Source organism: Mesorhizobium sp. M0698 (assembly GCF_040320455.1).
Taxonomy (GTDB): domain Bacteria; phylum Pseudomonadota; class Alphaproteobacteria; order Rhizobiales; family Rhizobiaceae; genus Mesorhizobium.
On record NZ_JAMYPQ010000018.1, the window covers coordinates 76,599 to 102,108 of the forward strand.

At 62.2% G+C, this 25,510-nt stretch carries 27 protein-coding genes and 1 tRNA gene; 14 read left to right on the forward strand and 14 right to left on the reverse strand.

What is annotated here, in order from left to right:
• Positions 1 to 77 precede the first annotated feature (77 nt).
• The 7 genes from NKI16_RS26995 to NKI16_RS27025 all read left to right on the forward strand — a co-directional run bounded on the left by NKI16_RS26995 (position 78) and on the right by NKI16_RS27025 (position 5,011).
• Complete coding sequence (locus tag NKI16_RS26995; RefSeq protein WP_023674506.1) at positions 78 to 617, forward strand: ubiquinol-cytochrome C chaperone family protein; 540 nt, start codon at positions 78 to 80, stop codon at positions 615 to 617.
• 40 nt (positions 618 to 657) lie between these two features.
• Positions 658 to 1,206, forward strand: coding sequence for a YceD family protein (locus NKI16_RS27000; protein WP_352456592.1), 549 nt, complete (start codon positions 658 to 660; stop codon positions 1,204 to 1,206).
• 123 nt (positions 1,207 to 1,329) lie between these two features.
• Positions 1,330 to 2,400 carry a phosphate acyltransferase PlsX gene (gene plsX / locus NKI16_RS27005; protein WP_023674508.1) on the forward strand — a complete coding sequence of 357 codons (1,071 nt, stop codon included), beginning with the start codon at positions 1,330 to 1,332 and terminating at the stop codon, positions 2,398 to 2,400.
• Positions 2,401 to 2,409: 9 nt separating this feature from the next.
• Entirely contained in the window at positions 2,410 to 3,381 is a 972-nt protein-coding gene (locus NKI16_RS27010) for a beta-ketoacyl-ACP synthase III (protein WP_352622818.1), read from the forward strand.
• 104 nt (positions 3,382 to 3,485) lie between these two features.
• Positions 3,486 to 3,809, forward strand: a complete 324-nt coding sequence (locus NKI16_RS27015; RefSeq protein WP_023674510.1) for an integration host factor subunit alpha — start codon at positions 3,486 to 3,488, stop codon at positions 3,807 to 3,809.
• A gap of 243 nt (positions 3,810 to 4,052) precedes the next feature.
• The gene (locus tag NKI16_RS27020) at positions 4,053 to 4,595 is read left to right on the forward strand and encodes a MerR family transcriptional regulator (RefSeq protein WP_023674511.1); all 543 of its coding nucleotides are present in this window, start codon (positions 4,053 to 4,055) and stop codon (positions 4,593 to 4,595) included.
• A 74-nt stretch (positions 4,596 to 4,669) separates the two neighbouring features.
• Positions 4,670 to 5,011 carry a hypothetical protein gene (locus NKI16_RS27025; RefSeq protein ID WP_023674512.1) on the forward strand — a complete coding sequence of 114 codons (342 nt, stop codon included), beginning with the start codon at positions 4,670 to 4,672 and terminating at the stop codon, positions 5,009 to 5,011.
• Between the two features lie 126 nt (positions 5,012 to 5,137).
• Here the strand turns inward: NKI16_RS27025 and NKI16_RS27030 are convergent, their stop codons facing one another.
• Entirely contained in the window at positions 5,138 to 5,329 is a 192-nt protein-coding gene (locus NKI16_RS27030; RefSeq protein WP_023674514.1) for a hypothetical protein, read from the reverse strand.
• 317 nt (positions 5,330 to 5,646) lie between these two features.
• Here NKI16_RS27030 and NKI16_RS27035 point away from each other — a divergent pair, with 317 nt between their 5' ends.
• Together NKI16_RS27035 and NKI16_RS27040 are read left to right on the forward strand one after the other, a co-directional pair.
• On the forward strand, positions 5,647 to 5,925 hold the full coding sequence (locus tag NKI16_RS27035) for a helix-turn-helix domain-containing protein (RefSeq protein ID WP_352471998.1): 279 nt from the start codon (positions 5,647 to 5,649) through the stop codon (positions 5,923 to 5,925).
• Between the two features lie 119 nt (positions 5,926 to 6,044).
• A complete protein-coding gene (locus NKI16_RS27040) occupies positions 6,045 to 6,503 on the forward strand; it encodes a YbaK/EbsC family protein (RefSeq protein ID WP_352622816.1) in 459 nt (152 codons plus the stop codon).
• A gap of 38 nt (positions 6,504 to 6,541) precedes the next feature.
• On the opposite strand, the gene NKI16_RS27045 is transcribed toward NKI16_RS27040, so the two are convergent.
• The 7 genes from NKI16_RS27045 to NKI16_RS27075 form a co-directional block, all read right to left on the reverse strand.
• Positions 6,542 to 6,736, reverse strand: a complete 195-nt coding sequence (locus NKI16_RS27045; RefSeq protein WP_352622815.1) for a hypothetical protein — start codon at positions 6,734 to 6,736, stop codon at positions 6,542 to 6,544.
• Between the two features lie 147 nt (positions 6,737 to 6,883).
• Positions 6,884 to 7,117 carry a hypothetical protein gene (locus NKI16_RS27050; RefSeq protein ID WP_352622814.1) on the reverse strand — a complete coding sequence of 78 codons (234 nt, stop codon included), beginning with the start codon at positions 7,115 to 7,117 and terminating at the stop codon, positions 6,884 to 6,886.
• A 783-nt stretch (positions 7,118 to 7,900) separates the two neighbouring features.
• A tRNA-Pro gene (locus NKI16_RS27055) sits at positions 7,901 to 7,977 on the reverse strand.
• A 36-nt stretch (positions 7,978 to 8,013) separates the two neighbouring features.
• Positions 8,014 to 9,303, reverse strand: coding sequence for an O-antigen ligase family protein (locus NKI16_RS27060; RefSeq protein WP_352622813.1), 1,290 nt, complete (start codon positions 9,301 to 9,303; stop codon positions 8,014 to 8,016).
• The gene (locus tag NKI16_RS27065) at positions 9,300 to 10,835 is read right to left on the reverse strand and encodes an undecaprenyl-phosphate glucose phosphotransferase (RefSeq protein WP_352622812.1); all 1,536 of its coding nucleotides are present in this window, start codon (positions 10,833 to 10,835) and stop codon (positions 9,300 to 9,302) included. The genes NKI16_RS27060 and NKI16_RS27065 overlap by 4 nt, the downstream gene beginning before the upstream one ends.
• 116 nt (positions 10,836 to 10,951) lie before the next feature.
• A complete protein-coding gene (locus NKI16_RS27070; RefSeq protein ID WP_352622811.1) occupies positions 10,952 to 12,076 on the reverse strand; it encodes a glycosyltransferase family 4 protein in 1,125 nt (374 codons plus the stop codon).
• A 12-nt stretch (positions 12,077 to 12,088) separates the two neighbouring features.
• Complete coding sequence (locus NKI16_RS27075) at positions 12,089 to 12,652, reverse strand: polysaccharide biosynthesis/export family protein (protein WP_352491882.1); 564 nt, start codon at positions 12,650 to 12,652, stop codon at positions 12,089 to 12,091.
• A 255-nt stretch (positions 12,653 to 12,907) separates the two neighbouring features.
• Between NKI16_RS27075 and NKI16_RS27080 the strand changes: the two genes are divergently transcribed.
• A complete protein-coding gene (locus NKI16_RS27080; RefSeq protein WP_352622810.1) occupies positions 12,908 to 15,157 on the forward strand; it encodes a GumC family protein in 2,250 nt (749 codons plus the stop codon).
• Between the two features lie 23 nt (positions 15,158 to 15,180).
• Here the strand turns inward: NKI16_RS27080 and NKI16_RS27085 are convergent, their stop codons facing one another.
• The gene (locus NKI16_RS27085) at positions 15,181 to 16,410 is read right to left on the reverse strand and encodes a GNAT family N-acetyltransferase (protein ID WP_352622809.1); all 1,230 of its coding nucleotides are present in this window, start codon (positions 16,408 to 16,410) and stop codon (positions 15,181 to 15,183) included.
• Positions 16,411 to 16,499: 89 nt separating this feature from the next.
• Here NKI16_RS27085 and NKI16_RS27090 point away from each other — a divergent pair, with 89 nt between their 5' ends.
• A complete protein-coding gene (locus tag NKI16_RS27090; protein WP_352456600.1) occupies positions 16,500 to 17,558 on the forward strand; it encodes a polysaccharide deacetylase family protein in 1,059 nt (352 codons plus the stop codon).
• Here the strand turns inward: NKI16_RS27090 and NKI16_RS27095 are convergent.
• Positions 17,555 to 17,782, reverse strand: a complete 228-nt coding sequence (locus NKI16_RS27095; RefSeq protein WP_023674629.1) for a DUF2842 domain-containing protein — start codon at positions 17,780 to 17,782, stop codon at positions 17,555 to 17,557. The two genes, NKI16_RS27090 and NKI16_RS27095, sit on opposite strands and share 4 nt — an antisense overlap.
• Before the next feature lie 150 nt (positions 17,783 to 17,932).
• On the opposite strand from NKI16_RS27095, the gene NKI16_RS27100 reads away from it, so the two are divergent.
• A complete protein-coding gene (locus NKI16_RS27100; RefSeq protein ID WP_352456601.1) occupies positions 17,933 to 19,027 on the forward strand; it encodes a COX15/CtaA family protein in 1,095 nt (364 codons plus the stop codon).
• On the opposite strand, the gene NKI16_RS27105 is transcribed toward NKI16_RS27100, so the two are convergent.
• The 3 genes from NKI16_RS27105 to speB are packed head-to-tail and all read right to left on the reverse strand — an operon-like array spanning position 19,017 to position 21,820.
• A complete protein-coding gene (locus NKI16_RS27105) occupies positions 19,017 to 19,856 on the reverse strand; it encodes an aminoglycoside phosphotransferase family protein (RefSeq protein ID WP_352590579.1) in 840 nt (279 codons plus the stop codon). The genes NKI16_RS27100 and NKI16_RS27105 overlap by 11 nt on opposite strands.
• A complete protein-coding gene (argC, locus tag NKI16_RS27110) occupies positions 19,857 to 20,783 on the reverse strand; it encodes an N-acetyl-gamma-glutamyl-phosphate reductase (protein ID WP_352456603.1) in 927 nt (308 codons plus the stop codon).
• A gap of 29 nt (positions 20,784 to 20,812) precedes the next feature.
• The gene (speB, locus tag NKI16_RS27115) at positions 20,813 to 21,820 is read right to left on the reverse strand and encodes an agmatinase (protein WP_352449331.1); all 1,008 of its coding nucleotides are present in this window, start codon (positions 21,818 to 21,820) and stop codon (positions 20,813 to 20,815) included.
• A 305-nt stretch (positions 21,821 to 22,125) separates the two neighbouring features.
• On the opposite strand from speB, the gene NKI16_RS27120 reads away from it, so the two are divergent.
• The gene (locus NKI16_RS27120; RefSeq protein ID WP_352622808.1) at positions 22,126 to 23,184 is read left to right on the forward strand and encodes a glycerophosphodiester phosphodiesterase family protein; all 1,059 of its coding nucleotides are present in this window, start codon (positions 22,126 to 22,128) and stop codon (positions 23,182 to 23,184) included.
• 355 nt (positions 23,185 to 23,539) lie between these two features.
• Here the strand turns inward: NKI16_RS27120 and NKI16_RS27125 are convergent, their stop codons facing one another.
• Entirely contained in the window at positions 23,540 to 24,418 is an 879-nt protein-coding gene (locus tag NKI16_RS27125) for an aldo/keto reductase family oxidoreductase (protein ID WP_352622807.1), read from the reverse strand.
• A gap of 94 nt (positions 24,419 to 24,512) precedes the next feature.
• Between NKI16_RS27125 and NKI16_RS27130 the strand changes: the two genes are divergently transcribed.
• On the forward strand, positions 24,513 to 25,406 hold the full coding sequence (locus NKI16_RS27130) for a LysR family transcriptional regulator (protein ID WP_352622806.1): 894 nt from the start codon (positions 24,513 to 24,515) through the stop codon (positions 25,404 to 25,406).
• The last annotated feature ends 104 nt before the right edge of the window (positions 25,407 to 25,510 follow it).

Consider the following 25,510-nt stretch of genomic DNA (forward strand, 5'->3'; position numbering starts at 1 on the left):
CGCAAAACCGGTAAACCAGCTTGCTTGCCGATGCAACAAGGCCACTTCAACAAACGGTCCCGGGAGACCACCCTCAAATGTTCCAGCGCCTCTTTGGCCGCGAACGACATGCCAACCGCGCCATCACCGAGGCGCTTTACGCACAAATCGTGGCGGCGGCGCGGCAAACGGTGTTTTATTCCGCCTGGAACGTCCCGGACACGCCGCTCGGCCGCTTCGAGATGCTGTCGTTGCACATGTTCCTGTTCCAGCACCGGTTGCGCGGCGAGGGCGGTGCTGCGGCAGAGGTTGCGCAGGTGCTGATCGATGAGTTCTTCATGGATGTCGAACATTCGTTGCGTGAATTGGGCATTGGCGACGTCGGCGTGCCGAAGCGAATGCGGAAACTGGCGAAGATGTTCTATGGCCGTACCGCCGCCTATGATGATGCGCTGCAACGAAATGACCATGATGCACTCGCCGCCGCCCTTGCCCGCAATGTCAGGCCGGATGCCGGCGCCTGGCCGCAAGCGTCGCAACTGGCACTCTATGCCGCCGATGCATCAAGGCAACTCGCGGAACAGCCGACCGAATCGATCGTTTCCGGAACGGTGGCATTTCCCGTGGCCAACGCTTGAGCGACGGCAGGCCGATGAAGGTGGCGAAGTGGAGGCGAAGATGAAACACCCTGATACCCACAGCCCGGTGTCATTCCTGGCAAATGTCGCCCGGCTGCCGCAAAAGGGGCTGCCGGTGGTGATCGATGCCGACGCTGGGCAGCGCGCCCTGCTGGCCGTCGAGCACGAGCTGCTTTCGGTCGAGAACTATCGCGCCGAACTCCTGGTCGAGCCCTGGAAGCGCAACGGCGTGAAAGTCAGCGGCCATGTCGAGGCCGATATAACGCAGGCATGCATCGTCACCCTCGACCCGGTCGAGGCGCATATCGATGAGCCGGTCGAAGCGCTGTTCCTGCCGGAGCAATCCAAGCTCGGGCGGCAAGGTTTCGACGGGGGCGGTGAGATCCTGCTCGACGCCGAAGGACCGGACAGCCCGGAAACCTTTTCCGGCGATGCGATCGACGTCGGGGCGCTTGCCGAGCAGTTCTTTGGCTTGGCGATCGATCCATATCCGCGCAAGCCGGGTGTATCGCTGGAGGCCGCCGGCGATGCCGAGCCTGTGGAGAATGAATTCCAGCAAAAGCTCAGATCACTGTTGGGAAAATCCTGATAGCTGACCCAATTTGAGAAAAGTTGGTTGTGCGGCAGCCCAAAACCGTTATTTTCGCCGAACCTTCGCGAGCCCCGCACCTTGGCAAGCCCGCTGGCCAAGCAACCGTGAGATGAACACCGCGTGATCAGGATTTCCATCGATGCCATGGGCGGCGATCACGGGCCAAGCGTGGTCATCCCGGCGCTCATGACTGTCGCCACCCGCCGTCCGGATATACGCTTCGTCATTTATGGGCGCGAAGAAGTGGTACGGCCCGAACTCGCCAAATTCCCCAAGCTGGCGGAAGCGAGCGAGTTCATCCACTGCGAGATCGCAGTTCGGATGGACGACAAGCCGAGCCAGGCGCTGCGCCATGGCCGCTGGAAGTCATCGATGTGGAAGGCCGTCGAGGCGGTCAAGGCAGGCACTGCCGACGCCTGCATCTCGGCCGGCAATACCGGCGCGCTGATGGCAATGTCCAGATTCTGCCTTCGCACCATGGCGACCATCGATCGCCCGGCAATCGCGGCGCTCTGGCCGACATTGCGCGGCGAGAGCGTGGTGCTGGACGTCGGCGCCACCATTGGCGCGGATGCGCATCAACTGGTTGATTTTGCCATTCTGGGCACCGGCATGGCGCGCTCGGTTTTCGGCATCGAACGGCCGAGCGTCGGCCTGCTCAATGTCGGCGTCGAGGAGATCAAGGGCCAGGAAGAGGTCAAGGAGGCGGGTCGTATGTTGCGCGAGGCCAACATGGCCTCGATGAACTACCATGGCTTTGTCGAGGGTGACGACATCGGCAAGGGCAGTGTCGACGTCGTCGTTACCGAAGGATTTGCCGGCAACATCGCGCTGAAGACGGCGGAAGGCACCGTCAGGCAGATCGCCGGCTATCTGCGCGCGGCGATGAACCGGACGCTGATGGCCAGGATCGGCTATATCTTCGCCAAGACCGCCTTCGATCGCCTGCGCGAGAAGATGGATGTCGGCCGCTCCAATGGCGGCGTCTTCCTTGGATTGAACGGCATCGTGGTGAAAAGCCATGGCGGGGCTGATTCGGATGGCTTCGCGGCGGCGATCGAGCTTGGCTACGACATGGTGCGCAACAATCTGCTTGACCGCATCGAAGCCGATCTCGACCTGTTCCATGCCCGCAATCCGAATGCCCAGACAATCCGGAAATCCGACGTCGTCATCGACGCAAAGGAATAGGAAAGAGCATTGATCAGATCAGTCGTGCGCGGCACGGGCGCCGCGCTGCCCCGCCGCATTATGAAGAATGCCGATTTCGAAGGCATGGTCGAGACGTCGGACGAGTGGATCGTCCAGCGCACCGGCATTCGCCAGCGCCACATTGCGGCCGACGACGAGACGACGGCCTCGCTGGGCGAGGCGGCAGCGCGCGCAGCCCTCGACAGCGCCGGCTTGACGGCTGACGACATCGACCTGATCGTGCTGGCGACCTCGACGCCCAACAACACCTTTCCCGCGACCGCGGTCGAGATCCAGAACCGGCTCGGCATGCACCACGGTTTTGCCTTCGACCTGCAGGCGGTCTGCTCCGGCTTCGTCTATGCAGTGACGACCGCCGACCTCTATATCCGCGGCGGCTTGGCCAGACGGGTACTGGTGATCGGCTCGGAAACATTTTCGCGTATCCTCGACTGGAACGACCGCTCGACCTGCGTTTTGTTCGGCGACGGCGCCGGCGCGATGGTGCTGGAAGCAGGCACGGGGGCAGGCGGCATCGCCGACCGAGGCGTTCTGGCGGCCAGCCTGCGCTCCGACGGCATCCACAAGGACAAGCTTTTCGTCGACGGTGGGCCGTCGACCACCGGAACCGTCGGGCACCTCAGGATGGAAGGCCGCGAAGTGTTCAAGCATGCGGTCGGCATGATCACCGACGTCATCGAGGCGACGTTCGCAGAGGCCGGCATCGGCGCCGCCGATCTCGACTGGTTCGTGCCGCATCAAGCCAATAAACGAATTATTGACGCTTCGGCCAAAAAGCTCGGGATAGAGGAGCGGAAGGTGGTGGTGACCGTCGATTTGCACGGTAATACCTCGGCGGCTTCCGTGCCGCTGGCACTGTCCGCAGCCGTCGCCGACGGTCGCATCAAAAAGGGTGACCTGGTACTGCTCGAGGCGATGGGCGGCGGCTTCACCTGGGGTGCCGTCCTGCTCCGCTGGTAAGTGCCGAACTATCGGGTTCGGGTCCTTGACCTTGACGGATCAATTACTTAGGTTCTGCCGTTGCTTGTATCGATTTATGTTTTTGAGCTGATGGGACGGTTCGTATGGGGGGAAAGACACTTACGCGCGCCGACCTCGCCGAAGCCGTTTACCGCAAGGTTGGGCTGTCGCGTACTGAATCGGCTGAGCTTGTCGAGGCGGTGCTGAATGAGATCTGCGAGGCGATCGTTCGCGGCGAGACGGTGAAGCTGTCGTCCTTCGCGACCTTCCACGTGCGCTCCAAAAACGAGCGCATCGGGCGCAATCCCAAGACCGGCGAGGAAGTGCCGATCCTGCCGCGCCGGGTGATGACCTTCAAGTCGTCGAACGTGCTGAAGAACCGTATCCTGCGCTCCCATCAAAACAGCAAAGTCAAGGGCAGCAAGTAGCCGCCCAATCCCCTTGCCAAGAATCCTGCTCCAGGCTTCGGTTGAAAAGCGAACCCTGCTTTTGCGCCGGGCTTGAATATTGTTTCATAAACCGCTGAAATAAGATGCGATTCGGTAGGCCGGATCGGTATTTGGGTGTGATCCGTTCCGGCGGGACGGAAAGCTGCTCTCCTTGTTAAGCGTGATGTCGCCCGAACCCGGTTCCCGCCTTTCGCGATCATGCTCTAGCGTGAGGATTCGCCCATGGACAAGAGCCCTGATGCTTTCCGCACCATCAGCGAGGTCGCGGAGGATCTGGATTTGCCGCAGCACGTGCTGCGCTTCTGGGAGACGCGTTTCAACCAGATCAAGCCGATGAAGCGCGGCGGCGGCCGCCGTTACTACCGTCCGCAGGACGTAGAACTGATCAAGGGTATTCGTCATATGCTCTACGACCAGGGCTATACGATCAAGGGCGTGCAGAAGCTGTTGCGCGAGAACGGCAACCAGTTTCTGATCGCCGTCGGCAGTGGCGACATGGCGGCGGTCGAGGCGATCTCGCAGCGCCGACAGGCCGACACGGTACCGCTGACGCAAGCGGCGCAGCCGCGCGGCCCGGACGACGAAATGCTGGTTGGCCAGCCGAGGGTGAAACCCAGCCGTCGTTTTTTCGGTATAGGCAAGACCGACGAGGAAGGTCCGGTTCCGCCGGACACGTCAAAACTTTCCCGTGACAATCGCGCATTGCTGCAGGAGGCGCTGTTCGACCTCCTGGAATGCAAGCGCCTGCTCGATCAGGTTCGCTAGAGCCCGCCGGGCTGACCGGAACGGTCTTCAGGGTCATGCGTTAGGCTTCCTTCTACAGATGAAGGAAGCACGTCATGGCATCGCTTTCGAGCATCTCCGACACCGATCTGGACAAACAGGTCGCGGCCCTGACCAGGGAACTGGCCACCTTGAAGAAAGCCGTGTTAAAGCGGGGCGGCGCCTTTTACGAAGACGGGCGCGATACCGCGTCGGATTATTATTCGGATATCACTGAGCGCCTCGGCGATGCCTTGCCGGCAATCAGAAGGCAAGGCCGGGCGATCGAGAAGACCGCCCGAGATCACCCGGCGACGGCGGCCGCTGTCGGGCTGGTTCTGGTCGGGCTCGTCGCCAGTCTGTTCCTCGGCGGCCGGCAGCAACAAGCACCGCGAGCGCGTTCAAGATCGGCACGTTGAGATAAGCAAATGGCGGTGGTCAGCGGACCGCCGCCATTTTTCGCCGACACGGAAAGCCCGGCAAGCGCGCCGCCCTTGATCAAGCACCAGAACGCCTGATTGCGGGTTGTTCGCCCGAGGGTGTTTTCAGTACTTCTTCGCGACAACCTTCTTGTGATGGTGGCGGTAGTGGTGGACGCGGTGATGGTAGTGATGGCGGTGATGCTTCTTGACGGTGGTGTGCATCGTCGTCGCATTCGCGCTGCTTGCGCCGATGATCGGCATCGAGAGGGCAAGTGCGATTGCAAGTCCAAGGGCGGAGAGAAGAGGCTTCTTCATGACATCGTTTCCTTTTTGCGCAGGCGGAATTTGAGCGTCACCGATTCAGGTCGGTGACTCGAGCGCTGCGGTTGGGACTATCGCCTTGGAGTTTTTCGGCAGTTTTTCCGGCCTGTAGAATTTTGTTTCCGAACTGTGTCTGCTGACGATCCGGCCAGATGTCGGCGCGCCGGCATCCGCCATTCATTCCGGCGTCGGTTCACGATGCCGTGACGCTATCTTTGATGCTTGGCAAATCACCGGCGAGCGGGCATTCTCCCGATCGTCTCAGGCAACAACATGATTTGATCTAACTCTTTCATCCCACGGAGTTGCCAATGCCCCAAATAGCAAAACGCGAACCTTACTCCGAACTGGCGGCGAGCGCGGTTACGCCTGAACGCAGTGCCGTCCGAACCGCCCGGGAAGCCCGTGGATACAGCATCGAAGAGCTGTCCCTGGCGTGCGGGCTGGCAGCCTATGAGATTGCCGACGTTGAAAGCGGCAAGGATGCCGATCCCTCGAAACGTCGGCGTATTGCCTCCGCGCTTCAACTTCCGGAAAGCGCTCTGTTTGACGAAGCCGTGTTGCCTGCCAAAAGGCGATCCGTGTCGTAGCGACCTGCCATGCTTTTATTCCACGAGCTCGCCATGGGTTGCCCTGGCGGGCTTCGTTTTTTCGGCCACGTAGTGGACTGGCCGGCCGCCACGGCGACGCCAGACGGAAATTGCTGGAGATGAGCCTCGAATCCGTTCGCGCCTTTTTCGCCGCACACGCGCCCGACATTGAAGTCATCGTCACGGAGGCAAGCTCGGCGACGGTGCCTCTGGCCGCCGAAGCGCATGGCGTAGCGCCGGCGCAGATTGCCAAGACGATCTGCTTGCGCGCCGGCGACCAGACGATGCTGATCGTGGCCAGCGGGATCTCCAGGCTGGACAATCGCAAATTCAAGGACCGGTTTGGTGGCAAGGCGCGAATGCTGGACGCCGAGCAGGTGCTCGCCGCGACCGATCATCCCGTCGGTGGGGTGTGCCCGTTCGGCCTACCGGCGCCGCTCCCGGTCTACTGCGACATCTCGCTGCGCGCCTTTGACGAGGTCGTCCCGGCGGCAGGCGCGACGAATGCCGCCGTACGGCTCAGCCCGCAACGCCTGGCCGAACTCGTCGACGCCGAGTGGGTGGATGTGTGCCAGTAGCCATTTATCCGGGTCGTGGGATCCGCTGAGCGTTACCGCTACTCGGTCTTCGGTGGCTCTTCTTTCTTGATCGTCTGAGCGTCCGTGACAGTCGACATATCGGCCTTCTCGACGCTTGCTGTCTTCGTCTGCGTGTCGACCGATGCCTGGACCTTGGAATGCGCGGGGCAATCCGCAGCGGCAGCTGATATGGACATGGTCAGTGCCGCGGCTATTGCGAGGAATGTCTTCATGATCATTCTCCTCTTTCGTTCAATGGGTAAAGTTAGCCCGTCTGGCAGCGACCGCAAAATCACATTTGTTCACACGCGCTCTTGCGCACACGGAAGCCGACGCTGGGCCAGTAATTCAAATGGCTGCGCGGATAGCCGCTTGCCGTATCAAAGCCCACTGGCTCCGGCCGGAGGATTTTTGGCGTTAAAGATCTCGCCGCTCAGAGCCAGTCTCAAATCTTCGGCGCTGAGCTGACCACTTTCAAATAAATCCATCACCCTGCGGCCGAGCAGTTCTCTGCCTGGATATCCATCAGCGAGGCCTAGTTCACGGCATCGGGCATCGAGTGCCTTGGTCAACATGGTCAGATCGGCAGGACAGGCAACCCCTTGAAGCGACATTGCATCTCTCCCGGAAAGGGCGAAAGCGCGTGGCATCTTCGAAGCGTCCGCTCGCCCTTTACAACTGCGGACGACGGCAATTCAACTACAGCCAACCTTTTTCGAACTCAACATTCAAACGTACCAAAACGCCGCGCGCTCCAATGGGAGGATCCTGCTACAATACGGTATGGCCGTCCGAATAGCGGTTGTCCTCGCGCTTCTTTTCGCCTTCGCCTACGGTTTCGCAAAACTCGCGGAACATTACCGCAGCGTTGGCGACAGGCCCTCTCCGTGTGAAGAATTGCCCTATCCTGATTGTCCTGACCAAAAAGCTCCTCCCCGGGAAGAAACTGAGCCTTGAGCGCGCGCCTGTTCAGGCCAGGCCAGCCGTCGGGATTGAATTAGTTCTTTCCAACCGACGGTTGGTGGACGCATTGCGGCTGATGCGCCTAGGGTTCAGTACGATCCGCGCGCACCGGGCATGCCCAACCCCCGAGTCACCCCTGCCTGATGCAAGGCGCCTGATCGAGTCCCGCCGTTCTGGCATGTGCGGCGGGACCTTTTCTTATTGAAGCTGGAATACGGGCTCACGATAAAGGTTGGCGTACGCAGCAAAGCTTACCTAGCCATTACCGCGCGGTTTCTCGGTGGGCTTCTGGCTAGACGCCAGCCTCCGTGCCTCGCACGAGTGATGCGTGATCGGTTCCCTCGATGAGATCACGCCTGTTGCGCTGGCTGCAGTGCGGCTATCGTCTGTACAGCCAGTTTTGGGGGAAAACTGGCTAAGCCTTTGGATTTTAATGGTCGGAGTGGCCGGATTCGAACCGACGACCCCTTGACCCCCAGTCAAGTGCGCTACCGGGCTGCGCTACACTCCGGACCGGTCGCGATGTATCGTGATAGACCGGGTCCGGTCAACCGAATTCGGTTGCTGTCCTGCCTGAAGCAACCGCGACGGGGATTGCCGGTCGCTGCGCCGCCCGCAGCTGCCACTGGTGGCGGTATTCGAGCGCGATGGCACCCCAGATCAAGCCAAGCAGCAGGTAGACATGGCGCCAGTGGTCGATGTCGATGAAGGTGCCGAGCCCGATATTGCCGATGAAGGCGACGTAGGCGCATAGAAGATAAGGCTGCCACGGCCGGTCGCGCAGCAGAATGCGGAAGCCGGCGGCGATCGTCCAGCACGTCAGCGTCAGGAACGACACGAAGCCTAGCCAGCCGTAATCCATCAGCATCTTCAGCCAGATGTCGTGCGTGTCCTCGCCGAACATCTTGCCGAAGACGAGCGGGCCGATGCCGAACGGATGCTCCAGTGCCATCTGAAAGCCGATCGTATAGCGGGCGAAGCGGCCGAGCCGGGCGGTGTCGTAGCTTTGTTCGAGCTGTGCGCGGTTCGAGAACATCTCGGCGACGCCTGGCAGTTGCAGGATGACGATCATTGCGATGACCAGCAGTCCGACGGCGGCGATGGTCATGACGACGACGCGCAGCTTGAACTTGCCGCTGGCGCTCTGCAGGAACAAGGCACCGGTCAGCAGGATCGCCGAAACGGCGAACATGCCCCAGGCGCCGCGCGAAAAGGAAAAGAAGATGCCGGAGGTGATGATCAGCAACGGCACCGCCAATAGCGGCATGCGTGCGACCGAGCCGGTAAGCAGCAGGTAGAGCAGGTAGATGCCGGGCAGCACCAGGAACGGACCGAACACGTTCGGGTCCTGGAAGGCGCCGGCGGCACGGTCGTATTTGGTGAAGATCTCCGCTCCTGGAAAGGCATGGAAATAGCCGGCTATGCCGACCAACGAAGTCAGCACTGCCGACACCACATAGGCGACGAAGATCACCCGGTAGAGACTGGGTTGGACGGCCGTTACCGAAGCGAAAAAAACCGCGGTTAAGGCCAGGAACAGCGAGACGGCGAGATAGAGCGGCGTGCCGGCGAGGTCCGACATCTGCGTCATCGAGATCATGCCGCCGATGTTCATGATAACCAGCAGCACCAGAAGCGGCACCGCCGCGCGCTGTATACGCATGCCGAACAAGGGCCACACCACGATCAGCCCGATCATGTAGAGATCGTACGGCGCGGGCTCGGCAATGACGAAACCGGACAGGAAGACGCCGAGGAAAACCGCCCCCGACGCAATCAGTGCGATCAGCTTGGCGTTGACCGCCGCCGCCGGCAATTCATAGGCCGTCGCGCTCAATATGCGTTTTCCGTGTTGAGCAGGCGGATCGGCGTCAGGAACAGGATTTTGAGGTCGAACAGGAGCGACCAGTTCTCGATGTAATAGAGGTCGTATTCCGTCCGCATGCGAATCTTCTCGTTGGTGTCCATCTCGCCGCGCCAGCCATTGATCTGCGCCCAGCCGGTCACACCGGGCTTGACCTTGTGACGGGCGAAATAGCCGTCGACCACCTCATTGTAGAGGAGGTTGTGCGACTGCGCGGCAATGGCGTGCGGGCGCGGCCCGACCAGCGACAGCGAACCGAACAGCGAATTGAAGAACTGCGGCAGTTCGTCGATCGAGGTCTTGCGGATGAAGCGGCCGACGCGGGTGACGCGTGGATCGTTCTTGGTCACGGTCTGTTTGGCCGTCGGGTCCGCCTTGTCGGTATACATCGAACGGAACTTGTAGACGTCGATGATCTCGTTGTTGAAGCCGTGCCGCTTCTGATGGAACAGCACCGGCCCCTTGCTGTCGAGTTTGATCGCGATTGCGGTCGCCAGCATCACCGGCGAGAACACGATGATGCCGATGATCGAAAAGACAATGTCGAAGGCGCGCTTGGCGACCGAATCCCAGTCGTTGATCGGCTTGTCGAAGATATCGAGCATCGGCACCGAGCCGATGTAGGAATAGGCGCGCGGCCTGAACTGCAGCGCGTTCGAATGCGCCGATAGCCGGATGTCGACCGGCAGCACCCACAGCTTCTTCAATAACTGCAGCACGCGCGATTCGGCGGTCAGCGGCAGCGATACGATCAGCATGTCGATGCGCGCGATGCGGGCAAATTCGATGAGTTCGGAAATTGTACCGAGCTTGGGATAACCGGCGACAACCGGCGGCGACCGCTTGTCGCCGCGGTCGTCGAAGATGCCGCAGATGCGGATGTCGTTGTAGGGCTGCCTTTCGACCGAGCGGATCAATACCTCCGCCGCCTTGCCGCCGCCGACGATGACGGCGCGGCGCTCCATCCGCCCGTCGCGCGCCCAGCGCCGGATCAGCTTCGACATCACCAGGCGGAGACCCAGGATCAACACGAAACCGACGACGAACCACGTGCCGAAGAGCAGGCGCGAATAGTCTTCCGACATTTTCATGGTGAAGGCGGTGAGCGCCATCAAGGCGAATGTTCCGGCCCAGACCAGCAGGAGACGGCCGAAATTGGCGATCGGCCGCATCAGCGCGACGATCTGGTAGCAGTCGGTGACGTCGAACAGAACGACCGCCAGGAACGAGGTGGCGGCGATCGTCAGTGAGTATTGCCAGGCAAGATAGTTGAAAAAGCCGACATAATAGAAATAGACGGCAAGACCTGACACCAACAGCAGCGCGAATTCCATCATGCGCAGGACGCCGCTCACCATGATCGGCGACATCGTATCGCGCCGGTATTGCGAGGCGACCTGGCGGGCAACATCGTTCATGCCGCCGGCCGTATTGTTCTCGGCAGGGGCGTCGAATTTGCGCACCGCGTCTAGAGAAAAACGGCGCGCTGGGTCGATTTCGTTCATGGGGCGTCCGCAGGTTTCCCTCAGGTGAATAGCAAAAGAGAGCTAAGAAACCCTTGAAACAACAGATGGCTTTGGAGACGCTTTCACCAGGAGCAGCCCGGTGGAAACCCGTTGCTCTATTTTTTGAGCGCGGCGAAATAAGCCTTTTCGATTTCGGCGGCCATTACATCGGCGCCGAAGCGTGCCTTGAGGTCGGCGAGGCCGGGCATCAGGCCTTTGTAGGTGTCGAGATCGGCCAATGCGGCGCTTATCTTGTCGCCAAGTTCGCGCGGGTCGGGCCGGATCAGGGCAGGCGAGCCGGTGTCGAAGATTTCCGGTATGCCGCCGACTGACGTCGCGATGATCGGCTTGCCGGCGGCGAGCGCTTCCAGAACGATATAGGGCATGGCTTCCGCGCGCGAGGGAACGACGACCAGTTCGGCCAGCGTGAAGGCGAGCCTGGCCGGCATCGGCGCCAGGAAGCCGACGTCCAGGCCGCGCTGATTCACCTGGGCGCGATAGCGCGGCAGGTCGTCGCCGTCGCCGACCATCAGCGCCTTCAATGGGCGGCCGAGCCGTGTCGCGGCTAGCCCCAGCGCATCGATGAAGATGTCCGGGCCTTTGAGGTCTCGCATCATGCCGATATAGAGGAGGTCAACCGCATTGTGCTCGGTCCGCACCGGCTCGAACTCCGCGGCGCGCAGGCCGTTGTGGACGAGAGCGTTCGGAATGGGCGGCTCGCCGACCTTCCTGCGATAAGTCCGTCGCTCATAATCGGAAACAAACAGCAGGCAATCGGTGAAGCGAGCCATGAAGCGCTCGAGCGCGAAGAACAGCTTCCCCATGGCGGTGGTCTCGTCATAGTGAAGCGAGCCGCCATGCGGCGAATAAAGGCGGGCTACGCGAGACCTGGATACCCGCAACAATGAGCCGAACAGACGGGCATAGGCGCCACCTTTGGCGCCATGCCCGTGCAGCACGTCCGGCCGCAATTCTTTTATGATCCTATAGGTGCGCCGGGCCGAGGCGAGATCGCCTGGCCCGACATGCCGCTGCATCGGGGTGCGGTGAATGCCGAGCGCCAGGCTGCCTTTCATCTGTTCGAACAGCCGTTCCTCGAAATCGCCGCCCGTCGTCGAATCGCAGACGATGCCGACGGCATGGCCGGCGGCGACCTGAGCCTCGGTCAGGTCGCGCACATGCCGGAAGATGCCTCCGACCGGTGAGCGAAAGCAGTGGACGATCCTGAGTGTGTCCGCCACTTTGTCAGCACATCAAAACAGGCGTTCGCGAACATAGACTGTATCGCCGGGCAGTAGCGGGTCGGAGGTCACCACGCGTCCGGTTATCACCTTGCCGTTGATGTCGCGGGTAATGTCGACGCTTTCCTGGTTGGCGCGTGGCGTGAACCCGCCGGCGATGGCGACGGCCTTCTGCACGGTCAGGCCCGGGACGTAGGAATACTGGCCCGCCGCGCTCACTTCACCCATGACGAAGATCGGCCGGTAGCGATCGATTTCGACCGAAACATCGGGATCCCGCAAATAACCCTGGCGCAGTTTCTCGGCGATCTCGCTTTCAAGTTGTTGGGCGGTGTGGCCGCGCGCCGGCACGTTGCCGACGAGCGGCAGCGAGAGATAGCCGGACTGGTCGACGCTGTAGGTATTGGTCAGTCCTTCCTGCTCGAACACGGTTACGCGGACGCGGTCGCCGGCGCCGAGGCGATAGGGCTGGTCGAGAACTTCATGGAATGCGGCCGGCGTCGGCCGGTAGCTGGAGCAGCCCGAAAGCATCGATACGGCAAGCAGCGCGCGGAAAAGGGGAGCAGTGCTTTTCATGAGCGGACACGTACCTTTGAATAGCCGGCGACTCTGCGGCAAACCTTAACGATCGAGCTCGGTTATCATCCTGTTAGGGTTAATGGCCGGTAAAGGCGCGCGGCCGATGCGGGCCGGATCGACAAATGCAGATGGTTTTCAGCCTCTTGTTTGCGGCTTGTTAGTAGAGCCTAACAGGTTCTTACCGCGATATTAACGGCTGAGTTACCATAGTTGTTTACGGTGCATGCTGACTCAGTACCGGAGCAGGGATGCATGTCCGTTCAATCCGCGGCCGCAGATGTCGACGTCGATCTCAGGCAGCTTTTCGCCAGCCTGGCGCGAAACTGGTTGCGCATCCTTGTCGTCGCACTGGTTGTAACCGGCCTGGCCTTTGCGCTCGCCTGGCTTGCAACGCCCGAATACAAGGCGGCAGCCAAGCTGGAGATCGGGCCTCGAGAATCGGAGTTCACGCGGCCGGCCGGGGCCAACGGCAACGAGCGGTCGATTCCCGACGAAGAGGCTGTGGCCACCGAGGTCCAGATCATCTCGTCCCCCGACATCCTCAAGCAGGTGGCGACGAAGCTCAACCTGGCGAAATTGCCCGAATTCGACGAGGCGCTGAAGATGTCGGCGCTGAGCCGCGCCCTTGTCCTTGTTGGCTTGAAAAGCGATCCGTTCGAGATTCCGCTGGAAGAGCGCGTGCTGGACGCAATGCATGAGAAGCTCAACGTCTATGGCGTTGAAAAAACCCGCGCGATCGCAATCGAGTTCTCGTCAGAGGATCCAAAGCTTGCCGCCGCGATCCCGAACGCCATTGCAAACGCCTATATCGCCTCCAAGGGCAATGCCAAGCTCGAATCGAATTCCGCCGCCACCGACTTTCTGGCGCCGGAAATCGCGGATCTGCAGAACCGGGTGAAGGAGGCGGAAGCCAAGGTTGCCGCATTCCGTGCGCAGTCCGATCTTTTGATGGGCGGCAACAATTCGGTGCTTGCCACCCAGCAGCTGTCCGAATTGTCGAGCGAACTGTCACGCGTGCGCGCCAATCGCGCTTCGGCGGAAGCGACCGCTGACAGCGTGCGCAGGGCGTTGCGCAATGGCGGCTCGCTGGATGCCGTTCCGGAGGTGTTGTCTTCCGAACTGATCCAGCGCCTGCGCGAGCGGCAAGTCGAACTCAAGAACAACATCGCCGACCTTTCCACCACCTTGCTCGACAACCATCCGCGCATCCGCGCGCTGAAGTCGCAGCTCGTGGATCTCGACCGCCAGATCCGCAACGAAGCGGAAAAGATCATGAAAGGTCTGATGGCGCAGGCCGAGACGGCGAAGGCGCGAGAGGCTCAACTCGTGGCAGACGTCAACACGCTGAAGGCGGCGTCCGCCCGCGCCGGCGAAGAGCAGGTGGAACTCGATGCGCTGCAGCGTGATGCCGCGACCAAGCGTCAGCAGCTCGATCTCTATTCATCCAGCTATCTCCAGGCGGCCGCACGCAAGGATCGCAACTATCTGCCCGTCGACGCTCGCGTATTTTCGGACGCCCAGGTGCCGGCCGAACCTTATTTCCCCAAGATTGGTCCGATTGTCAGTGCGGCCTTTGTCGGCTCGTTGCTCATCATGGCGATCGTCACGCTGCTGCAGGAACTGTTTTCCGGCCGCGCCATGCGTCCGGCCGCCGGTGCCCATTTCGAGCGCATCGAGCAGGTTGCGATGCCGGCTGTCCAGGCCGAACGCGTGATGGCCGAGCCCGACCCGTCGGTTGGCCGGTCCGAACCGGCAGTCGTCGAGATCGATGAGGCCGATGACGACAATATCATTGAAAGCAAAGTGGAGCCGGAACCCGTCGCGGTGGCGGAAGCGGCTGCCGAGAAAATCGAACCGGAGTACTCTGAAATGGCCGCTGGAGACATTGAACCGGCACGTTCTATCCTCGGCGAGGTCGACATCGACAAGGCCGCGGAAAAACTGATCGCCACCGGTGCCGCCCGCGCCATATTCGTGTCGCCAGAAGGCGACGAGGCGGCAGCCTCGGCAGTGCTGGTGGCGCGCGCAGTCTCCGACGCCGGGCTACGCGTGCTGCTGCTTGATCTCACCGCTTCGGGTGCTGCCTCGCGGCCGATGCTGGACAGCGGGCTGTTTCCGGGCATCACCGATCTGCTCGCCTCACAAGCGCAGTTCAGCGATGTGATCCACCCCGATCTCTATTCGGACTGCCACGTTATTCCCGTCGGCACAGCCGATCCGGTCCGCGCCATGCGCGCCGCCGACCGGCTGCCGATTATCATGCAGTCGCTGACCACCGCCTATGATTTGGTCGTGGTCGAATGCGGACCGGCCGACGCGCAAGGCATCAGCCGCCTGGTGGGCGAGGGGACCGAGGTCTTGCTCTCCATGCTTGAGCCGGACGACGAGGTGACGCAGGCCGCGGTCGCGCTCATCGAGAGTGGCTATCCCGACCTGACGCTGGTCACGCCAATCGGCCATGTGGCGCCGGGCCCAATGCCGGGACGGCGCTCGGCCGCCTGAGGCAGTTTTCTCTCAAATCGAAATCAGCTGTCGTCTTCGCCTGCGGCCGGTGCTGTCCGCCCCACGGCTTTGCGGCGCAGCAGCTTGGTCAGCTTCCAGACCATTGGGCTGTGCTTGATGAATGCCTTCAGGCTTGCGCCGTGCCTGAGCGCAAGCGCCAGCGCACGACCTTTCAGCGTCAGCGGAACCAGCACCTCGAAATGCTGCGTTTCGACATCGCACCACAATCGCTTGTAGGGTTCGTCGCCGACCGAGAAATCATAGATTTCGAAACCCGCCTCGCAGGCTTCCTGGATGTTCTCGAAGAACAGGAAGTCGCCCGGGCTGGTGTGTGCGAGGTCGTCCTCGGCGATCGCCCCGAATTCGCAGATCAGCCGCTTGCCCGAGCGGCTCGATCCGGTGACTGCACGAAGTTTGCCGGCGACTTCCAGCCCATGCAGGACGAAGGACGGATCTTCCTCTTGAAGCGCGTCGGCAAACAGCGAGCGGAAAAAAGCGCGCACCTCCGCCTCACCGAAAACATTGGCGATGCCCATCTTGCGGAAGCGGAATTCCTTCATCTCGAAAAAGGCATCGAGCAGCATGTGCACTTCGTCCGCAGTCCTCGCCTCGATGCGACGATAGCTGCCAACGGCCTCGAACTTGCGCGCCTGCGAGCGATGCTTCTTGCGCCTGCGCTTGCCGCTCACGCGGGTGAGCAGTGCGTCAAATCCTCCCACAAGACCGGCGGCCAGCGACAGATTGGGGCTCGAAAAATGCGGCAAGGCGGAGAGCGGGTTGGCAACGCCGTCGAGATCGGGCAGCAGCCGCTCCAGCGCAACAAGATCGATGTCGCGCCGCGCCTTGGCAATCGCAGCCAGCATCGAGCGGATCGCCGCGCTATCGGCATTCGCCAGCCATTGCGGGTCGGCGGCGGCAAAATTGCCGTTTGCATGGCGGCCGCCCATGAACCGGGCGACGCGGAACGCTCCACTGCGAGTGACCTCCAGCGCCAGTGAGAAAACCGGCCTGTCCTCGGCGCGCAGCGTCGCAACGACAACGTCGGCGCCGGTATGTGCGGCCCAGTTCAGGATCCAGCCTGCGCTTTGCGCAGGGGCAAAAAGCGCCGAATGGCAGAATTCTGCGTACGCCGCCAACGCCGCACTATCGGCGACCGAGGTTGACAGGCCGGCTTTGCCGGCCGGCAAGGCACACGGCGACGCCTCGCTGCTTGCCAGCTGATTGCCGTCAAATGACGCGGTGGCGTCAACCATACCTCAATCCTTAGGGCGTATTCGTCGCGATTGGGGGTCCGCGCAGGCGCATTCCATGCTTGATGAGCTTAGGCGCAAAAGGTGAATGAATGATCGACGGGGGCGAGGCAATCCGCAAACTGGCGCTCAATCTCGCCCGCTATTCCGGTCTCGCTCCGCTGGCCAAGCCGTTTATCGGCGGTCTCGGCGCTATCCTGATGCTGCATCGGGTAACCGCGACACCGGAAAAGCCGAACGGCGTCAACCGCCACTTGAACATCGCGCCTGGGTTTCTCGACACCGTGATCGCCGACATGAAGGCGAACGGCTACAGTTTCGTCACGCTTGACGAGGCGATCGAGCGCATCAAGGCTGGCGACAAGGACGGCCAGTTTGCGACGATCACCGCCGACGACGCCTATCGAGACAACATGACCGAGGCGCTGCCGGTGCTGGAGAAACACGGCGCGCCGATCACCATCTACGTCGCGCCGGGACTGATCGACGGCGCTGCCGATTTGTGGTGGGACGTGGTCGAGGACATCGTCAATGCGCGCGATCGCCTGACGCTGACGACGCCGGATGGCCCGGTGACAATCGACTGCTCGAGTCCGGGAAAAAAGGTCCAGGCCAATGCGCGCCTGCACGCTCATCTGACGCTGAAGGTGCGCGAGCAGGACCAGCGTGCGGTGTTGCGGGATCTGGCGCGCTCGAACGGCATCGAGTTGGGTGCTCCGCGCCCGAGCACGCTGATGAACTGGGACGAGATCCGCACCATGGCCGAGCACCCGCTGGTGACGATCGGCGCACATAGCGTCAATCACTGCAATCTGAAGCGGCTTTCCGAGAGCGATGCGCGACATGAGATCGGCGACGTCAAGCGCATATTGCAGGCCAAACTCGGCGAGGAGCCGCGCCATTTCGCCTATCCCTACGGTTATGCCAGTGCCGTCGGCCGCCGCGAAGTAGGCCTAGTCCGCGATGCCGGCTATGCCTCGGCGGTGACGACCCGCCACGGCATACTCCGCGCCGAGCATGCCGGCTTCCTGCACGCCCTGCCGCGCATTTCGGTCAATGGCCGCTATCAGAGCGTCGCCCACATCCGAACAATGTTGTCGGGCGTGACGACGCCGCTGGCCAATGCCGGCAAGACGGTGGTGACGATCTAACTGTTGCCTCGCCCCTTCGGCCGCGGCTCCAGGATCAGCCATTTGATGATGCCCATCGCCGGCAGCACCCACAAAAGCCCGCTGAGCAGGAAGAAGATGAAGTGCGCCAGCGGCCCGGACTGCGACAATTGGGCGACCGCCACGATCGAGGCGACCAGCGCATAGACTATGACCAGCACTACCAGCAGGAAGCTTCCGATCAGCTTTTTCAGGCGAATGGGCATGGCGCGATCTCGTTGAAGCTATCGCTTAGGCCGAACAGCCAATACGCGCAACCCGCCAGAAACGGCGCGACGGCGTGCCGCGCTGTCCGGTCTTGCAAGCCGGGTTGCGATGGTTCACCAATCCGCGACTTCAACTGCCGGGACAAATCCATGGCTGCTGCCATATCCGATGCCGCGCCTTTCGCCGCCCGCGATCGCGACCTTCGCAACCGCGCGCTGGTGCGCGGTTGGCTCTATGTCGTGCTCCTGGTGCTGTTTGCGCTGGTACTGGTCGGCGGCGCTACAAGGCTCACCAATTCCGGCCTGTCGATCACCGAATGGCAGCCGATACACGGCGTCATCCCGCCGCTCAATGATGCCGAGTGGCAGGAGGAGTTCCTGCGCTACCAGCAGATCCCGCAATATGCCGAACTCAACAACGGCATGAGCATCGAGGCGTTCAAGTCGATCTTCTGGTGGGAATGGGTGCACCGCATCCTGGCGCGTAGTGTCGGCGTGGTCTTCGCCCTGCCGCTGCTGTTCTTCTGGGCGACGCGCCGCATCGAGCGCGGGCTCGGAACGAAATTGTCGGGCATCCTCCTTCTCGGCGCCCTGCAGGGCGCGATAGGCTGGTGGATGGTGGCGTCCGGGTTGGTCGACCGGGTTTCGGTCAGCCAATACCGGCTGGCGACGCATCTGACGCTGGCGGCGCTGATATTCACGGCGACCATGGTGGTCGCGCGCGGATTGGCCCCACACTCCGAACCGGCCGCCGACCGCTCAACGCAACGCCTGGCCGGCTTGCTGGTGCTGCTGGCGCTGGTCCAGATCTATCTCGGCGGGCTGGTCGCAGGGCTAGACGCCGGCTTGAGCTACAACACCTGGCCGCTGATGGACGGCAAGCTGGTTCCCGGCGACCTGCTGCTGCTGGAGCCGGCATGGCGCAATTTCTTCGAAAACCCGAAGACGGTGCAATTCGTCCACCGGGTCGGCGCCTACACGATCTTCGCGGCCGCGCTCTGGCACATGATTGCGACACGCCGGCGCCTGCCGGGCACGACGCATGCCCGACGCGCGACGCTGCTGTTCCTGATTGTCGTGGTGCAGGCATCGATCGGCATCGGCACGCTATTGATGCATGTGCCACTGCACATGGCCCTGACGCATCAAGCATTCGCGCTGTTTCTGCTCGGCTTCGCCGCCGCGCATTGGCGCGGTACCAAGGGCGCTTACCCGCTGCCCCACGAGATCGCTCTCAGAGGCTGAGCCGCACCCGCCGGATTGCCGCGGCAATCGCCAGTTCGCGGTTTTCGTCGACCGCATTCCGATCTTCATGGTGCCATGCAGCCGACAGGCAGCCATAGGCGATGGCGTGGTCCAGTATCGCGGGCGGCGACTGGCCGAGCGTTGCGGCAAAGACATGCGCCATATGCGCGATCCGCCGCGGATCGAGGCAAAGATCGTCTCGGTCGAGTGGGTTGTAGAACACATTGGCGGCATCGAAGCCGGGGTCGCCGAGAACGCCCTTCGGATCGATCGCCAGCCAGCCGCGCGGACCGTGCATGATGTTGTCGTGATGCAGGTCGCCATGCAGCGGCCGTACGTCGTGCGGATTGGACAACAGCCGTTCCGCGATTTCGGCAGCTTCGACATACAGGCTCTTTTCGCCGGCGGCGCGATCGGCCTTCGCCTTTTTGAACAGGCTGGAAAACCGGGTCCGCAACGGCTGAAGGTCCGGCGGGGCAGGGTGCTTCGACGGCGAGAACAGCTTGGCCATTACCTCCGCCGCGATCGCGGTGGCGACATTGTCGCCCTGATCCGCAATCATCTGTGACAGCGAGGTTTCGCCGGCATACTCGAGCAGCATGCGGTGGCCATCGCGGCCCAGCAGCCGCACCGCGCCTTCGCCGCGTCGCCAGGCGAGAAAATGCTCGCCGCGCAACTCGTCCTCGACATCGTCGAAAGGCTTTAGATCCTTGACGATTGCCGGTGAGCCGTCTTCGCGCGCGACCTTCCAGATGCGGCTGCTGAACGTTTCGGCGATGAGTTCGGGCGCGCCGACCTTCCAGCGCTTTGGAAATGCCGGCACATCCATTCAGAGGCCGAGCATCAGATCCATGTTCTGCACGGCGGCGCCCGAGGCGCCCTTGCCGAGATTGTCATAGACCGCAAGCAGCAGCGCCTGCGCTCGATCGTCATTGGCGAAGACATAGAGCTTCATCCGGTTGGTGCCATTATAGATCTCCGGATCGATGTCAGGCATGCGTTCCTGATGCAGATACGGCGCCACCTCGACCGCGCCGCCATCGAGGGAAGCGAAATGATCGGCGATCGCCGCGTGAAGCTCGGCGCCGGTCGGCACATGGTCGAGGCCGCCGAGTTGCAGCGGCACCACCGTGATCATGCCTTGCGCGAAATTGCCGACTGCCGGCTGCATAATCGGATCGTGCGAAAGCCTAGCATACGTCCTGAGCTCCGGCACGTGCTTGTGCTGCAGCGTCAGTCCGTAGGGCAGGAATTCCGGTGCATCCTCGCCCTTGGCGACATAATCCTCGATCATTGGCCGGCCGCCGCCGGAATAGCCGGAAATGCCGTTGACGGTGACCGGAAAATCGGCCGGCAGCAGCCCCGCCGCAACCAGCGGCCGCAGCGTCGCGATTGGTCCTTGCGGCCAGCAGCCCGGATTGGCGACGCGCTTCGCCGAAGCGATCTTCTTCGCCTGGTCCTTGTCCATTTCGGCGAAGCCATATTCCCACCCATCGGCGACACGATGCGCCGTCGAGGCGTCGATCACTTTGGTGGTGTCATTGGCGATCAGCGAAACGCTTTCCTTGGCGGCTGCGTCCGGCAGACAGAGGATCGCGACATCCGCAGCATTGAGGAACTCGGCGCGCGCTGCCGTTTCCTTGCGGCGCTCGGTCGGGATGGAGATGATTTCCAGGTCGCCACGCTCGGCAAGCAGCGCCCTTATCTGCAGACCGGTGGTGCCGTGCTCGCCGTCGATGAAGATTTTCGGTTTCATTGCTTGCCAAAATTCCTGTTATCTCAAAGCTATATGCCGCTTGCCTGATTCAATCCGGCGACGCCGTGATTGCCCTGGTTCATTTCTTCGAGTCGGGCCTTTCGTTCCGCCAACAGCCCGAGATAGTGCATGGCCACCATCGACCCGGCAATTGCCGTTATATCGGCGTGATCATAGGCTGGCGCAACCTCGACGACGTCGGCGCCGACGATATCGAGCTGGTTGATCTGGCGCAGCACCGACAGGATCTTTGCCGAAGACGGGCCTCCCGCGACCGGCGTTCCGGTGCCGGGCGCAAAAGCCGGGTCCAGGCAATCGATGTCGAAAGTAACGTAGGTCTTCTTGCCGCCCGTACGGTCGACGATGGCATACGCGATGTCCGACGCACGCATTTCCTCCACTTCATGGCCATACAGGATCTTGATACCGAACGTGTCGGGCGCATGGGTGCGGATGCCGATCTGGATCGACCGGTCGGGGTCGATGATGCCCTCCTTGACTGCACGGCCGACGAAGGAGCCGTGATCGATGCGCTTGCCGTCGTCGGGCCAGGTGTCCTGGTGTGCGTCGAACTGCACCAGAGCCAGCGGGCCATGGATGGCGGCATGCGCCTTGAGCAGCGGCCAGGTGACGAAGTGATCGCCACCGAGTGACAGCAGAAAGGCGCCGGATTTCAGGATCTTCGCCGCTTCGCGTTCGATCGTGGCAGGCGTCTTCTGGTGATTGCCGCTGTCGAGCAGGCAGTCGCCATAATCGACCACGGCAAGCTGTTCGAACAGATCGCGCGAAAACGGATATTGCGGATCGTTGTCGAGGATGGCCGAGGCGCGGCGGATTGCCTGCGGTCCGAAACGGGCGCCCGGCCGATTGGTGACCGCAGCGTCGAAGGGAATGCCCCACACCACCGCATCGGCGTCCTTCACGTCCTTCGAATATTTGCGCCGCATGAACGACAGGGCGCCGGCATAGGTCGGCTCGAACGACGCACCCGTCCTGGAGCGGGTGGTGAAGGCGTGATCGATGGTCCTTGGCGGCATGAAGCGATCTCCTGTGCGTCGACGCGCAACCTTATTGGACATAATTCTCAGAATTGCGACCCCTGCGGAGGATCATGGCCATTCGATCCGGTCACAAATCCTTGCTCGCCAGGCGAACCCGGCATGGCTCGCCAGGAGATTGCCTGGCAAGCAACCGAAAGTAGCCGCCGAAGACTGCTTCGGCCGGCGCTGACTTGATTTTCCGGCATTTTGCAAGCCGGCTTCGTTCACCTGCCTGTCACGGGCATCGCTTAACCGGGGTGCGATCCCGGTACGGAGCGATTCTCGTGCGAACGACTTGTCTCATGCGAACGATTTGGCTGAGCCTTCTGCTTTCCGCGGCGCTGGCGCTCTCCCTTGGCCAGGCATCGGCAGGCGAAACGCGCGCCAGGCAGATTCTTAACCGCTTCGAGCACGCCAACCAATGGCGCGACCATGTGATAGTGGCCGCGCACCGCGCCGGCGGCATGCAATCCGGCAAGACGCTCTATCCCGAAAATTCGATCGCCGCCGTCGAGGCGTCGATCGCAATGGGCGCCGAAATCGTCGAGGTCGATATCAGGCGCTCGAAGGACGGACAATTCGTCGTCATGCATGACAGTTGGCTCGACCGCACGACGAATTGCAAGGGTGAGGTGGTCAACCGCACGATGGCCGAACTCAAGACTTGCCGGTTGGTGATCGAAGGCACCGGCGCCGTTACGGGCGAGACGGTCTCGACGTTGCGCGAGATGTTGATGACGACCAGGGACAGGATCCTGATCAATCTCGACAACAAGCTCGATACCGAAAGCCTCGTCGGCATGGTCGCGGTTGCGCGCGACCTCGGCATGGCCGAACAGGTGATCGTCAAGGAGAACCTGTGGAATGCGGAGCGGATTGCCAGTGTCAAGGCCGCCATGGACGCGATCGGCAGCGGCTTCCAGTTCATGCCGATTATCGCCGATGACGCGGTTCGCGACGCCATGTTTGCCGAGAAAGTGAGCCGGGCCTTCCCGATGCGCGCGGTCGAGATGATCAACTGGCGCATGGGATCAGAGACACTGACCGAGACCGGCGGCCCGCTGTTCAGCCCGCGCATGCGCGCGCTGGCGGTGAGGGGCGACTGGCACATCTGGGCCGACACCTATGCCATCGTCAACAAGCCGGGCGGCTTCCTCGCTGGCGGTCGCGGCGACGAGTTGGCGGTTGCGGCCAGCCTGCCGCGCGAGACCTACGGCTTCTGGGTCGAGCGCGGCGCCACCATCATCCAGACCGACGAACCGAAGGCCGCCATCAGTTGGCTGGCGGCGAACGGTTTTCGCGTGCCCTATGCCGGTGAGAAGCGCCCGGCCGAGCCGGCCAACACGGCCAGCATCAACTAGACCGGCGCGGCGAGAACTGGATCTCCCTCTTGTGGGGACGATGCCCGGCAGGGCAGAAGGGCGCTGTCCCGCCGACCCCAGGCCGGCAGCGCCAAACTTTCGAAGGAACCCAGAAACAGAAAACCCGCCTCTGTGGGCGGGTCGTTGGAGCCAATTAGCACCATACGCAGATTAGTAGCATAGCTGCCGGCACAAAGCAAGAACAAAATGTGGCGTAGTGGCAGAAAAATGCGACGATCCTTCAGCGTCTCGGTTGTCCCGCCTGTGAGGTCGCGCGCCTTCGCTGTCCTGCCGGCAATCTCCCCCGCAAGGGAACCCACTTGGGGGAGATTGGCTCATCACTGCCTTCGGTAATCTATCCGCAGGCCGCCATTGCCACACCATCCAGCTCCTTGATGACATCGTCCGACAGTTCGAGGTCGGCAGCGGCGAGGTTCTCGCGCAGATGCGCGACGGAAGACGTGCCCGGAATCAGAAGAATGTTGGGCGCGCGGCGAAGCAGCCAGGCGAGCGCGACCTGCATGGGCGTGGCGCCGAGGCGTGTGGCGACCTTGGACAAGGTCGACGACTGCAACGGGTTGAAGCCGCCAATTGGGAAGAACGGCACATAGGCGGTGCCGTCGCGGGCGAGATCGTTGATCAAGGCATCATCGCCCCGATGCGCCAGATTGTACTGGTTCTGCACGCAGACGATCCTGCACATCCTGCGGCCTTCGGCGATCTGCGCAGCGGTGACGTTGCTCAGCCCGATGTGGCGCACAAGGCCCTGTCGCTGGAGCTCGGCAAGCGTCGCAAGCGGCGCCTCGATCGACCCTTCGGCGGGGCCATGCGCGTCGAACATGACCCGAAGGTTGACCACCTCCAGCACGTCGAGTCCGAGATTGTGCAGATTGTCGTGCACCGCCTGTGTCAGCTCTTCTGCCGAGAAGGCCGGCAGCCATGAGCCATCCGTGCCGCGTCGGGCACCGATCTTGGTGACAATAACGAGGTCGTCGGGATAGGGTGCGAGCGCTTCGCGGATCAACAGGTTGGTCACGTGCGGGCCATAGAAGTCGCTGGTGTCGATATGGTTGACGCCTTGTGCAACGGCTTCGCGCAGTACGGCCAATGCCGCGTCGTGGTCCTTTGGTGGGCCGAAGACGCCGGGCCCTGCGAGCTGCATGGCACCGTAGCCGAGCCGTCTCACCTTGCGGTCGCCGAGGATGAATGTGCCGGACTGGTCGACGCTGGACATGGTCTTTCTCCTTCAGGAACGGTGCACAGATAGACGCTGTCCGATCTCATGATAATTGGGTACAATTCGCACGGGCTGTGCGGAATGACGAACAATGCAGATTGATCTCGGGGACCTGAACGCCTTCGTGGCCGTAGCGCGCGCCAAAGGTTTTCGGGATGCGGCACGCGCCAGCGGCGGCAGTGCGTCCGGCTTGAGCGAGGCGGTGCGGCGCCTGGAGACGCAGCTCGGTGTCAGGCTGCTCAACCGGACGACCCGCAGCGTCGTCCTGACCGAAGCTGGCGAAGGCCTGCTGGCGCGGCTCGGTCCTGCCTTGACCGAGGTGGAATCGGCCCTCGACGTAGTGAACGGCTTTCGCGACAGGCCGGCAGGTACGTTGCGCCTCAATGTGCCGGTCAGCGCGGTGCGGCTGGTGCTGCCCAGCATCGTCCCGCGGTTCCTTGCCGCCTATCCAGGCATCCGGTTGGAGGTGATCTCGGAGGAGAGCTTCGTCGATGTGCTGGCGGCGGGGTGCGACGCCGGCATTCGCTATGAGGAGCGGCTGGAGCAGGACATGATCGCTGTGCCGATCGGACCGCGCGTGCAGCGCTTCGCCACCGCCGCCAGCCCGGCCTACCTGGATCGTCATGGCCGGCCGCAACACCCGCGCGACCTGCTCGGCCACGCCTGTCTGCGCGGCCGCTTTGCCAGCCGTGCGATGCCGCCGTGGGAATTCGAGCGCGACGGCGAGGTGGTGCGGGTCGACCCGACGGGGCCGCTTGTCGTGACCCTGGGCGGGGCGACTGACCTCAAAGTCGATGCAGCCATCGCCGGCACCGGCATCATCAGCCTGTTCGAGGATTGGCTACGCCCTCACTTCGAGAGCGGGGCGCTCGAACCGCTGCTTGAATCCTGGTGGCAGAGCTTCTCCGGGCCCTTCCTCTACTATCCCGGCCGGCGCCTCGTGCCGGCGCCGTTGCGGGCGTTCATTGACTTCATCAAGGCCTGAAGTCTGCCACCATGCGTGCGAGCCGCGCCCGATGGGGTGATTGGTGCCCCTTTTTGTGGAAAAGGCCGCCCGGAGGCGGCCTTTCGAAAACGTGTAATTGCGCA

What these genes read in the sequence shown, in the direction of transcription:
- NKI16_RS27075 (WP_352491882.1), bottom strand. Translation starts at nt 12,652, where the DNA reads ATGAAAAGCACTGCTCCCCTTTTCCGCGCGCTGCTTGCCGTATCGATG.
- NKI16_RS27030 (WP_023674514.1), bottom strand. Translation starts at nt 5,329, where the DNA reads ATGAAGAAGCCTCTTCTCTCCGCCCTTGGACTTGCAATCGCACTTGCC.
- NKI16_RS27015 (WP_023674510.1), top strand. Translation starts at nt 3,486, where the DNA reads ATGGGGGGAAAGACACTTACGCGCGCCGACCTCGCCGAAGCCGTTTAC.
- NKI16_RS27090 (WP_352456600.1), top strand. Translation starts at nt 16,500, where the DNA reads ATGATCGACGGGGGCGAGGCAATCCGCAAACTGGCGCTCAATCTCGCC.
- NKI16_RS27120 (WP_352622808.1), top strand. Translation starts at nt 22,126, where the DNA reads ATGCGAACGATTTGGCTGAGCCTTCTGCTTTCCGCGGCGCTGGCGCTC.
- NKI16_RS27130 (WP_352622806.1), top strand. Translation starts at nt 24,513, where the DNA reads ATGCAGATTGATCTCGGGGACCTGAACGCCTTCGTGGCCGTAGCGCGC.
- NKI16_RS27080 (WP_352622810.1), top strand. Translation starts at nt 12,908, where the DNA reads ATGTCCGTTCAATCCGCGGCCGCAGATGTCGACGTCGATCTCAGGCAG.
- NKI16_RS27040 (WP_352622816.1), top strand. Translation starts at nt 6,045, where the DNA reads ATGAGCCTCGAATCCGTTCGCGCCTTTTTCGCCGCACACGCGCCCGAC.
- NKI16_RS27050 (WP_352622814.1), bottom strand. Translation starts at nt 7,117, where the DNA reads ATGTCGCTTCAAGGGGTTGCCTGTCCTGCCGATCTGACCATGTTGACC.
- NKI16_RS27105 (WP_352590579.1), bottom strand. Translation starts at nt 19,856, where the DNA reads ATGGATGTGCCGGCATTTCCAAAGCGCTGGAAGGTCGGCGCGCCCGAA.
- NKI16_RS27125 (WP_352622807.1), bottom strand. Translation starts at nt 24,418, where the DNA reads ATGTCCAGCGTCGACCAGTCCGGCACATTCATCCTCGGCGACCGCAAG.
- speB (WP_352449331.1), bottom strand. Translation starts at nt 21,820, where the DNA reads ATGCCGCCAAGGACCATCGATCACGCCTTCACCACCCGCTCCAGGACG.
- NKI16_RS26995 (WP_023674506.1), top strand. Translation starts at nt 78, where the DNA reads ATGTTCCAGCGCCTCTTTGGCCGCGAACGACATGCCAACCGCGCCATC.
- NKI16_RS27025 (WP_023674512.1), top strand. Translation starts at nt 4,670, where the DNA reads ATGGCATCGCTTTCGAGCATCTCCGACACCGATCTGGACAAACAGGTC.
- NKI16_RS27035 (WP_352471998.1), top strand. Translation starts at nt 5,647, where the DNA reads ATGCCCCAAATAGCAAAACGCGAACCTTACTCCGAACTGGCGGCGAGC.
- NKI16_RS27085 (WP_352622809.1), bottom strand. Translation starts at nt 16,410, where the DNA reads ATGGTTGACGCCACCGCGTCATTTGACGGCAATCAGCTGGCAAGCAGC.
- argC (WP_352456603.1), bottom strand. Translation starts at nt 20,783, where the DNA reads ATGAAACCGAAAATCTTCATCGACGGCGAGCACGGCACCACCGGTCTG.
- NKI16_RS27100 (WP_352456601.1), top strand. Translation starts at nt 17,933, where the DNA reads ATGGCTGCTGCCATATCCGATGCCGCGCCTTTCGCCGCCCGCGATCGC.
- NKI16_RS27020 (WP_023674511.1), top strand. Translation starts at nt 4,053, where the DNA reads ATGGACAAGAGCCCTGATGCTTTCCGCACCATCAGCGAGGTCGCGGAG.
- NKI16_RS27095 (WP_023674629.1), bottom strand. Translation starts at nt 17,782, where the DNA reads ATGCCCATTCGCCTGAAAAAGCTGATCGGAAGCTTCCTGCTGGTAGTG.
- NKI16_RS27000 (WP_352456592.1), top strand. Translation starts at nt 658, where the DNA reads ATGAAACACCCTGATACCCACAGCCCGGTGTCATTCCTGGCAAATGTC.
- NKI16_RS27045 (WP_352622815.1), bottom strand. Translation starts at nt 6,736, where the DNA reads ATGAAGACATTCCTCGCAATAGCCGCGGCACTGACCATGTCCATATCA.
- NKI16_RS27065 (WP_352622812.1), bottom strand. Translation starts at nt 10,835, where the DNA reads ATGAACGAAATCGACCCAGCGCGCCGTTTTTCTCTAGACGCGGTGCGC.